This window comes from Mixta sp. (assembly GCF_024610815.1).
Lineage (GTDB): Bacteria > Pseudomonadota > Gammaproteobacteria > Enterobacterales > Enterobacteriaceae > Mixta > Mixta calida.
This window is the reverse complement of the sequence record NZ_JANION010000050.1, coordinates 1-9,495: the sequence shown is the minus strand read 5'-3', so window position 1 is coordinate 9,495 and position 9,495 is coordinate 1. Positions and strand designations below refer to the sequence as shown.

Below are 9,495 nucleotides of genomic sequence, written 5' to 3'. Positions count from 1 at the left end.
ACTTTATCTGCTAATTATCGATGAATAATGCAAAAGAGATAATTCTGGCGTTGCGTCTATTTATTACGTCAGGCTTATTTTCTGGGTCACTTATCACGAGGTGAAAATATGACTTATCAGGAAAACTATCTCAGCTGGCTGCGCGACGCGCATGCAATGGAAAAACAAGCGGAAGAGATGCTGGAAAAAATGTCCGCACGTCTGGAACATTACCCGGATCTGAAATCTCGTCTGCAACAACATATCGAAGAAACGCGTCAACAGCAGCAGATGCTGCAACAGGTTATCGATCGTCAGGACACCTCTAACTCCACCATGAAAGACATGATGGGTAAAGTGGCGGCGATGGGCCAGGCTGTCGGCGGCATGTTCGCTTCTGACGAAGTGGTGAAAGGCGCCATTAGCGGCTATGTCTTCGAACAGTTTGAAATCGCCTGTTATACCTCCCTGATCGCTGCCGCTGAACTGGCGGGCGACCACGAAGGCGCACGCGTATTTGAGCAGATCCGCGAACAGGAAAAAGCGATGGCTGACTGGGCGCTGACCCACCTGCCAGACGTTACTGAACAGTTTATGGTGCGTTCGGCGCAGCCGGATACAGAAGCAAAAAAATAAAACCAAAGCCAGCAATGGCGTTTCACTGTTATCGGGGTTGCCACGGTTGGCAACCCTAACAGAGGAGTGAGCAATGTTTAGACACGTCAAACAGTTGCAGTACACGGTACGTGTGGCTGAGCCTAACCCTGGGCTGGCGAACCTGCTGCTTGAGCAGTTTGGTGGACCGCAAGGGGAATTGGCTGCCGCCTGCCGTTATTTTACCCAGGGTCTTGGCGAAGATGATGCGGGCCGCAAAGATATGCTGCTGGATATCGCAACGGAAGAGCTGAGCCATCTTGAAATCATCGGTTCCCTGGTAGGGATGCTGAACAAAGGCGCTAAGGGCGCGCTGGCGGAAGGCACCGAGAAGGAAGCTGAGCTTTACCGTTCCCTAACCGGCAACGGCAACGACAGCCACATCACCTCGCTGCTGTACGGTGGTGGGCCGCCGCTGACGAACTCTGCCGGTGTGCCGTGGACCGCAGCCTACATCGACACCATTGGTGAAGTGACGGCGGATCTGCGCTCTAACATCGCCGCAGAAGCGCGTGCGAAAATCATCTATGAGCGTCTGATCAACCTGACGGACGATCCGGGCGTCAAAGATGCGCTGGGCTTCCTGATGACGCGTGAAGTCGCGCACCAGATTTCGTTTGAAAAAGCCCTGTATTCAATTCGCAATAACTTCCCGCCGGGCAAATTGCCCCCGATCGAGCAGTATGCCAACACCTACTTCAATATGTCTGAAGGCGGTGAAGTGCGCGGCAGCTGGAACTCCGACGAGAATTTCGATTACGTCGCAGATCCGCAGCCGGCGGTTGACGGCGGCGACGGCCTGGCGTCGGTCATGCTCTCTAAAGGCGAAAAAGCCGATCTGGAAAGCATGGCGCTGCGCACCAGCTCCAACCCCGATGTCAATCCGATGACCGGCGCTGAGCTGGGCTCTCAGGCTGTACCTGCTGAGTTGCAGAAAGAGAAGAAAAAATAATCCGCTGGGCCGCTGACTGGCGGCCCCGCTTTTTCACCCTCTCCGAACGCTGGCTTTTACCCCCTCTTTTTGCCACTCTGTCCGTCACGCTCTGACGGGATCGTTACATGCATTCGATTGAAAATATCACCGCGATGATGGTATTCGCGCGCGTGGTGGAAACCCACAGTTTTACCGAAGCGGCGAACAGCCTCGGTCTGTCAAAATCCTTCGTCAGTAAAGAGATTGCGCAGCTGGAGATCCGCCTTGGCGTCAAACTGCTGGAGCGCACCACCCGACGCATTGCCGTAACCGAGGTTGGGCGCGCCTGGTATCAGTTCTGCGCGAAGGCATTGCAGGAGGCGAACAACGCCGACGCCTTTATCCGCGACTACCATCAGGAACCCGCGGGCAATCTACGGCTGATCGCGCCGGTCAATTTTGGTCGCCAGTTTGTCCTGCCGGTGCTGAATGCTTTTGTAGCGCGGCATATTCATGTGCAGGTCGATCTCGATCTGACCGATCGATCAATTGACTGGCAGTGCGATCGCTACGATCTGGCGGTGACGGTCGGGCCGGCGCCTCCGCCGGTCGCCGCCTGTCACGCGCTGTCGCAGGTGGAGTGGGGACTGTTTGCGGCACCGGACTATCCGGTCGCACGCGAGCCGCTTATTCATCCGCACCAGCTGCCGCGTCACGACTTTCTGCTGTTTCGCGGCCCGGCGCATACGCTCTCCCTGCCGTTTCGCCAGGGAAAACAGAAGCTGCATATCGACGTGCACAGCCGTTTTCGCATCAACAACAGTGAGGCGTTGCTGAGCGCCGCTATCGCGGGCGCGGGCATCGCTTATCTTCCCTGCTACATCACCCGTTCGGCACAGCGTGCGGGGCATCTGGTGCGTCTGCTGTCCGGCTGGCGGATGGACTGCTATCACAGCTACCTGGTGTCGGGCGTCACTGAACCCGCCAGCGCGCTGACGGCGCTGTTCTGTGAAAAGTTACGGACGGCGCTGGCCGCAGCGGAAGTCTGAATAACGGCGATTGTTTCCTGGCGTAAACAAAAGCGTGCGGCTGGAGAACTTCTGGCGCGCTGCGCCGCTTAACGCCGATAGCTTGTTAGCATGGTGGTCGGATAATGACGGGAGAAAAAACCATGACGCAACAATCGGACGGGGAAGCGGAGCCGGAACGCTACTGGCGACGTAATTTATGGGTCTGCATGGCGGGATCGTTCACGACGCTTATCGCGATGACGCTGCTGTTGCCTTTTTTACCGCTCTATGTGGCGGAGCTGGGCGTGAGCGAGCCTGCCGCTGTCGCCCGCTGGTCAGGCGTCGCCTACGGCGCCACCTTTTTCACTGCCGCGCTCACCGCGCCATTATGGGGACGCCTGGGGGACCGTTACGGACGCAAACTGATGCTAATCCGCGCCAGCCTCGGCATGGCGATCGCCATGTCGTTAATCGGCATGGCCAGCGCGCCGTGGCAGCTGGTGGCGCTGCGGCTGCTGGCGGGCTTGCTCGGCGGCTACGCTTCGGGCGCGACCATTTTCATCGCCGCCCAGACGCCGAAAGCTCATACCGGCTGGGCGCTGGGAATGCTCTCGTCTGGGGTGATGGCGGGCAATGTGGTCGGGCCGTTGATCGGTGGCCTGCTGCCGCCGCTGATCGGCATTCGCGCTACCTTCTGGCTGGCGGGCGGCGTCATCTTTCTCGCCTTTCTCGCCACCAGCCTGCTACTGAAAGAGGCGCCGCGTCCTGCGCCGCAGCAGCGACAGAGAGAAGCCGCCGCGCTCAGCCTGCGCCAGGGAATGCTGCCGGTTATGCTGCTTTCCGGCATGCTGCTGATCTTCGCCAATATGTCCGTGGAGCCGATTATTACCCTCTACGTGGCGCAGTTTGTTCATCAACCGCATCAGGTGACGCTGATGGCTGGCGTCACGATGTCGGCGGCGGCGCTGGGGAGTATTTTGTCAGCCGCCTGGCTGGGAAGGCTGGCGGATCGCATCGGCCACTGGCGCGTGCTGATCGCGGGGCAGGCTGTCGCCGCGCTGTTGCTGATCCCGCAGGCGTTTATCACCTCCGCCTGGCAGCTGGTGGCGCTGCGCTTCTGTATGGGCGTCGCGTTAGGCGGACTGTTGCCCTGCATCGCCAGCCTGATCCGGCATCATGCGCCTGCCGGACAGACGGGCAAAGCGCTAGGCTTCTCCACTTCCGCGCAATATGTGGGGCAGGTGAGCGGGCCGCTGTTCGGCGGGTTTGTCGGCGGCGCGTTTGGGATGCGATCGGTGTTTCTCGCCACCTGCGCGGTGATGGCGGCAGGCGCGTTCTATAACCATTATCAGATGCGGCGGGCAGGGCGAAAGGCATAAAAAAACCCCGGCGCAGGCCGGGGTTGGTTTACAGCGGAACAGCTTATTTCTGATCCGGCAGGGCGTAGGCGATGATGTAATCGCCCAGCTTGGTGCCGAAGGAACCGTGGCCGCCAGCGGCGATCACCACGTACTGTTTACCGTTGGCTTCATAGGTCATCGGCGTTGCCTGACCACCGGCCGGCAGACGACCTTCCCACAGCTTCTCACCGGTGTTGGTGCTGAAAGCGCGCAGGTAGTTGTCAGCGGTCGCGGCGATAAAGAAGACGTGACCTGCCGTCGTTACCGGGCCGCCCAGCATCGGCATGCCCATTTTGAACGGCAGCGGAACCGGCGCGCTGTCGCGAACGGTGCCGATACGTTTCTTCCAGACCACTTCGTTGGTTTTCAGATCCAGCGCGGAGATATAACCCCAGGCAGGCTGTTTACACGGCAGGCCAAACGGCGACAGGAACGGATTCAACTCCACGCCGAACGGCACGCCGTACTGCGGCTGAATGCCGGTTTCAGTGCCTGAGCCGCCAGAAGCGCCTTCCGCCGGCTGGATGGGGTTGCCCGGACCGCGTGGCACCAGTTTGGAAACAAACGGCAGCGCCATAGGGTTAGCGATAGCGATCTGACGGTTGGTGTCAACGGCGATGCCGCCCCACTCGAACATACCCAGGTTGCCAGGGAAGACCAGCGTGCCCTGCTCAGACGGCGGGGTAAACGGACCTTCATAGCGCAGACGATGGAAGATCACGCGGCACACCAGCTGGTCGAACATGGTGGCGCCCCACATATCCTTGCCAGAAAGATTCTGCTTCGGACGGAAGGTCAGCTCAGAGTAAGGCTGGGTCGGAGAAAGGCGGTCGCCTTCCGCCGGGCCCTGCGGCACGGGTGTTTCCGGCGCAGGCACTACCAGCTTACCGTTACGGCGATCCAGCACGAAGATATTGCCGGTTTTCGCCGGCGCGTAGATCACCGGTACGGTATTGCCATCTTTATCGGTAATGTCAGCCAGCGTCGGCTGAGAGGGCAGGTCCATATCCCACAGGTCATGATGGACGGTCTGATAAGACCACACCAGCTTACCGGTGGTGGCGTTCAGCGCCAGCACGCTGCTGGCGTAACGCTCCTGCTCAGGCGTACGGTTGCCGCCCCAGATATCCGGGGTGGAGACGCCCATCGGCAGATAAACCATATCCAGTTTGGCGTCATAGACCGCAGGCGCCCAGGAGTTCGGCGAGTTCGGCACGAAGCTTTGACCGTCGGCCGGAATGGCGTTTGGATCTTTCGCGCCCGGATCGAATACCCACAGCAGCGCGCCGGTATTCACGTCAAAGCCGCGAATCACGCCTGACGGTTCGTGCGTGGAGTAGTTATCGGTTACCGCGCCCGCAATCACAATGACTTTATCAGTGATGATCGGCGGAGACGTTGGCTCATAGGCACCCGGCGTGGTGACCGGCTGTTTGTGCTGCAGATCCAGCTCGCCGTTGTTGGCGAAGTCCGGGCAACGTTTGCCGGTTTCCGCGTCCAGCGCGAACAGACGACCATCATTCACCGGTAGGATGATACGGCGTGCGCAGAGCGCCGGAGCCGCGTTGCCCGCGTCGGCGGCAGCAGGCGTTTCATGATAAGAAACGCCGCGGCAGGTAACGTGCTGGAAGGTTGGATTAGGCTTCAGCTCCGGGTCGAACTTCCATTTCTCTTTACCGGTTACCGCATCCAGCGCGAACAGAATCTGATGCGCGGTGCAGAGATAAAGCGTGTCGCGGACTTTAATCGGCGTCACTTCGTTAGTGATTTCACCCGGATCGTTCGGCGTTTTCAGATCGCCAGTGCGGAAGGTCCATGCGACTTGCAGGTCCTTCACGTTTTTCTCATTGATCTGATTCAGCGGAGAGTAACGGGTACCCGCCTGATCGCGGCCATAGGCTGGCCAGTCGCCCGGCGGAATCGCGCTGTCAGCCGCAGCCGGCGCAGCCTGATCGGCGGTCGGCAGCGTGCCGTTGATCTCCTGCGGATCGTTGAACACCGCCCAGGCCAGCACGATGACGCTGACCACCAGGCTTAAGCCCATCAGGGACGCGCCCGCTTTGCCGCCGCGAGGACCGTGGGTAATGCCGCGGTAGACGAACGGCAGAAGCAGCCAGATGCCAAAGATAACCCAGACGTCGGTACGCGGCGCCAGCGCCCAGAAGTCGAAGCCGACTTCCCATACTGCCCAGGCCAGGGTGCCGAGCAGCAGCAGCGCATAAACTACCAGCGCGGCGCTGTGGCGACGGTACAGCAGAAATGCCGTCACCAGCATCGCGATGCCGCTGATGATGTAGTACCAGCTACCACCTATGGTTGAGAGCCAAAGGCCGCCAACCAACAGATACGCGCCGCAAAGTGCTGCGAACAGGACGGTTAAAAACCGTATGAAGCGCGAAGATGAGGAGTCTTTCCCCATAATTTAGTCCTCTTGAGTGTTGCCATAAACTTAAGTAAACAACCAGCCTGGCTGTATACCAGCAGATAAATAAAGTACGGGTATTCAGTGTTCCTGATATCGCTCTTCCTGTAAGCGCAATGTTCCTGATGCGTTAAATTTTATATGAATATGCGTTACAAGTTCTGACTTTTTTGGCAGGAAACATTATTCATTGCTTTTTATATAGCAGCTGTGGCTGATTTGTGGGCAAAAAATAACCCTAAGAATCGTCTTATGGCGGAAAAACCGCCTTATTTTTCACCATCGGACAACGATTAACCGCACAGCGACAGGCCGCGCCGGAATAAAGCGCGGCGGCAAAGAAAATGCGTTATTGTTCACGAGGCGAGTGGAACGCCAGCCGGCAGATGGAAGCTGACCGGAATATAAAAATGGCCCTCCAGCCAGTCGGGACGGCAGCGGGCGAGATCGAACGTCTGTAGCTCGGCGCCCGGACGACGCGCCAAACCCGGCTGCGCCAGGTGGTGATAATAAACTTCACTAATAAAGGCGCTGAAATGACGTGGGTGGCCTTGAAAAGGCAGCTTTAGCCATAAACCGCCCGGTAAAATGTCGCGCTGCGCCTGTAAGGAATATTCTCCCTCGCGCTGCTCCAGACCGCGCATTAAGGTCACCAGATGGTACTCTTTGCGTTCCGCGCAGGGAGCGAATTCCAGTGTAATAAATCCCTGCGCCCGGCTGCCCTTATTTTCCCGCACAAACTCGGTCAAATATTGCGTCAGGATTTCCTGCTTATCCTCAACGAACTCACCATATAAACAGGGCCAGGTCTGTCGTTCGCCATAAACAACGCGATCCGGCAACGTTAACAGTTCCGGCTCGCTGTGATGATGACGCGACGGGTCGAAGCGGCTATGAAACGCCGCGGTATTCAGCTCGCTGGCGTAACGCCAGGCATGCGGCGTTAAAGAAAAATGTTTGCGAAACGCGCGGGTGAAATTCTGCTGCGTGTCAAAACCGTAGCGCACGGCGATATCGATTAGCGACAGGCGTGTCAGACGCAGCGCCATGGCGGATTTGGTCAGGCGGCGTTTTCGGGCGTAGGCGGCGACGGTCTGGCCGGTCATCTCCTTAAACAGCCGCTGCATATGCCATTTTGAATAGCCTGATTTTTGCGCGATGGTATCGATATTCAGCTCCTCTGTAAGATTGTCTTCAATCCACGCGATGAGATCCTGAATGTACTGCGTTTTCTGCGTTTCGCCCATTTCTCCACCCAGACAGTAACGATAGTTATAATTTTAATGGATACAATTTTTAGGGTGACTAATTTAGCAAAATTCGCCGTAACAAAATGGCACTCACTGTAAATAAGTGTGATGAAAAGGCCGTGATAAATACCCTTTTTGTTAAAGGTATGTAATAAACGTGAGCGATACGGGCGCGGCTCGTTGGTAACGGAGAGACAGGCAGCGCCCAAGATAATGCTTCTTTTTTGGCGGGGCGCTGTTTACATTGTGAGCAACCCCGACAGAAGGAGCGAGATATGGCACATTTGACCGCAGAAGACTTTCCGCAAGAGCTGCTGGAGCTTTACGATTATTACGCTCACGGCATGTTGAGCAAACGCGAATTTCTTTCGCAGGCGGCGAAATATGCCATTGGCGGCCTGACGGCGGCCAGCCTGCTTTCCCTGCTCAGCCCCAACTATGCCTTAGCGGAGCAGGTGGCGTTTACCGATCCTGATATCCATGCCGAATACCTGCGTTATCCGTCGCCGAACGGCCATCAGTCGGTGCGCGGGTATTTTGTGCGTCCGACGGCGAGCCGGGAGAAAATGCCGGCGGTGGTAGTGGTGCATGAAAATCGCGGGCTGAATCCCTATATCGAAGATGTGGCGCGCCGCGTGGCGAAAGCGGGCTTTATCGCGCTGGCGCCGGATGGGCTCAGCTCGGTCGGCGGCTACCCAGGCAATGATGATAAGGGACGCGAGCTGCAACAGCAGGTCGATCAGACCAAACTGATGAATGACTTTTTCGCCGCGATCGCGTTTTTGATGCAGCATCCGCACTCTACCGGCAAGGTCGGCATTACCGGTTTCTGCTACGGCGGCGGCGTGGCGAATGCGGCGGCGGTCGCTTATCCCGAACTGGCGGCTGCGGTGCCGTTTTACGGTCGTCAGCCGCCAGCGAAAGAGGTGGAGCGCATTCAGGCGCCGCTGCTGTTGCACTATGCGGAGCTGGATACGCGCATCAATGAAGGCTGGCCGGAATATGAAGCGGCGCTAAAGGCGGCGGGCAAGCATTATGAAGCCTGGATCTATCCCGGCGTGAATCACGGTTTTCACAACGATTCCACGCCGCGCTATGATCGTAAGGCGGCGGAGCTGGCGTGGGATCGCACTATTGCCTGGTTCCATCGCTATCTGGCTTAAGCGGGCGGGCAGGATTTTTGAACGCGATCTGCTGAATGTCGCTATCTATATTCCGGAAGATTTCTATGTGGTGATTCCGTGGCTGGCCGATGACCGTTTCGACACCCGCGATCTGGTTACTGATATTTTTTTCCGGTCAGCGAAGCGGCAAAGGCTTTCGAACGCGCGCAGCAAAATGACGCTATTAAAGTCATGCTGCATTTGCCGACGCCTGTATTTCTCCTCTGTTGACGTCGTCGTATTCTGTAAGCAGTTATGTATATAGGGCGGACGCTTACCCTTGCGCGCCGTTAGAAGGACGAATTTATCATGAACATCTGGGGTGGGCCTTTTTATTAATATAGATATTGCACAGTTCCACCTCTTGAAAAAAATTCTCTTCGATAACTTTCGCCTCTCTGAGGAGCAATCAATCAAAAAGGAAGAGCCGCAGAACAGTGCAAATTACCATTATAATAACGAAGAGCGGGCTATTTAAGCGAAAGCGCATGGGTCTGCTCTTTTCCTGGAAGAGCGACGCTGGCGCAGGGAGGCAGTGAATTTTTCATATTCACCATTAAGCGGTATTCTTCATTTATACTGACACCAAGCTCTGGCGCTGATGAAATTTTTAATCCTTTGCGGGTGACGGTAATAATCCTGCTATGACCATCTTGTGAGATAGTCCGTAGCGCTTTGCGCCGTAAGGAAAGGTTCTGATAAAC

Annotated in this window: 8 protein-coding genes and 1 pseudogene; 6 read left to right on the top strand and 3 right to left on the bottom strand. The window is 57.0% G+C overall.

The genetic code is table 11. The features are described from left to right. Window positions 1-108 precede the first annotated feature (108 nt). The 4 genes from MYY08_RS02980 (at window position 109) to MYY08_RS02965 (ending at window position 3,935) form a co-directional block, all read left to right on the top strand. Window positions 109-615, top strand: coding sequence for a ferritin-like domain-containing protein (locus tag MYY08_RS02980; protein WP_038623797.1), 507 nt, complete (start codon window positions 109-111; stop codon window positions 613-615). A 73-nt stretch (window positions 616-688) separates the two neighbouring features. Continuing rightward, entirely contained in the window at window positions 689-1,585 is an 897-nt protein-coding gene (locus MYY08_RS02975) for a manganese catalase family protein (protein WP_038623799.1), read from the top strand. A 107-nt stretch (window positions 1,586-1,692) separates the two neighbouring features. Next, a complete protein-coding gene (locus MYY08_RS02970) occupies window positions 1,693-2,595 on the top strand; it encodes a LysR family transcriptional regulator (protein WP_038623801.1) in 903 nt (300 codons plus the stop codon). A 122-nt stretch (window positions 2,596-2,717) separates the two neighbouring features. Then, a complete protein-coding gene (locus tag MYY08_RS02965) occupies window positions 2,718-3,935 on the top strand; it encodes an MFS transporter (RefSeq protein ID WP_038623803.1) in 1,218 nt (405 codons plus the stop codon). Between the two features lie 43 nt (window positions 3,936-3,978). On the opposite strand, the gene MYY08_RS02960 is transcribed toward MYY08_RS02965, so the two are convergent. After that, window positions 3,979-6,375: a glucose/quinate/shikimate family membrane-bound PQQ-dependent dehydrogenase gene (locus MYY08_RS02960; RefSeq protein ID WP_038623806.1), complete on the bottom strand. Its 2,397-nt coding sequence runs from the start codon at window positions 6,373-6,375 to the stop codon at window positions 3,979-3,981. A 359-nt stretch (window positions 6,376-6,734) separates the two neighbouring features. After that, entirely contained in the window at window positions 6,735-7,625 is an 891-nt protein-coding gene (locus tag MYY08_RS02955) for a helix-turn-helix domain-containing protein (protein ID WP_084970124.1), read from the bottom strand. Window positions 7,626-7,903: 278 nt separating this feature from the next. Between MYY08_RS02955 and yghX the strand changes: the two genes are divergently transcribed. Both yghX and MYY08_RS02945 read left to right on the top strand, forming a co-directional pair. After that, window positions 7,904-8,791 carry a YghX family hydrolase gene (gene yghX, locus MYY08_RS02950; protein ID WP_084970123.1) on the top strand — a complete coding sequence of 296 codons (888 nt, stop codon included), beginning with the start codon at window positions 7,904-7,906 and terminating at the stop codon, window positions 8,789-8,791. A 16-nt stretch (window positions 8,792-8,807) separates the two neighbouring features. After that, window positions 8,808-9,022 (top strand): annotated as a pseudogene (locus tag MYY08_RS02945) (hypothetical protein); the annotation flags it as partial. Window positions 9,023-9,261: 239 nt separating this feature from the next. Here MYY08_RS02945 and MYY08_RS02940 read toward each other — a convergent pair. After that, on the bottom strand, window positions 9,262-9,495 hold a 234-nt coding region (locus MYY08_RS02940), incomplete at its 5' end, for a hypothetical protein (RefSeq protein WP_502888445.1).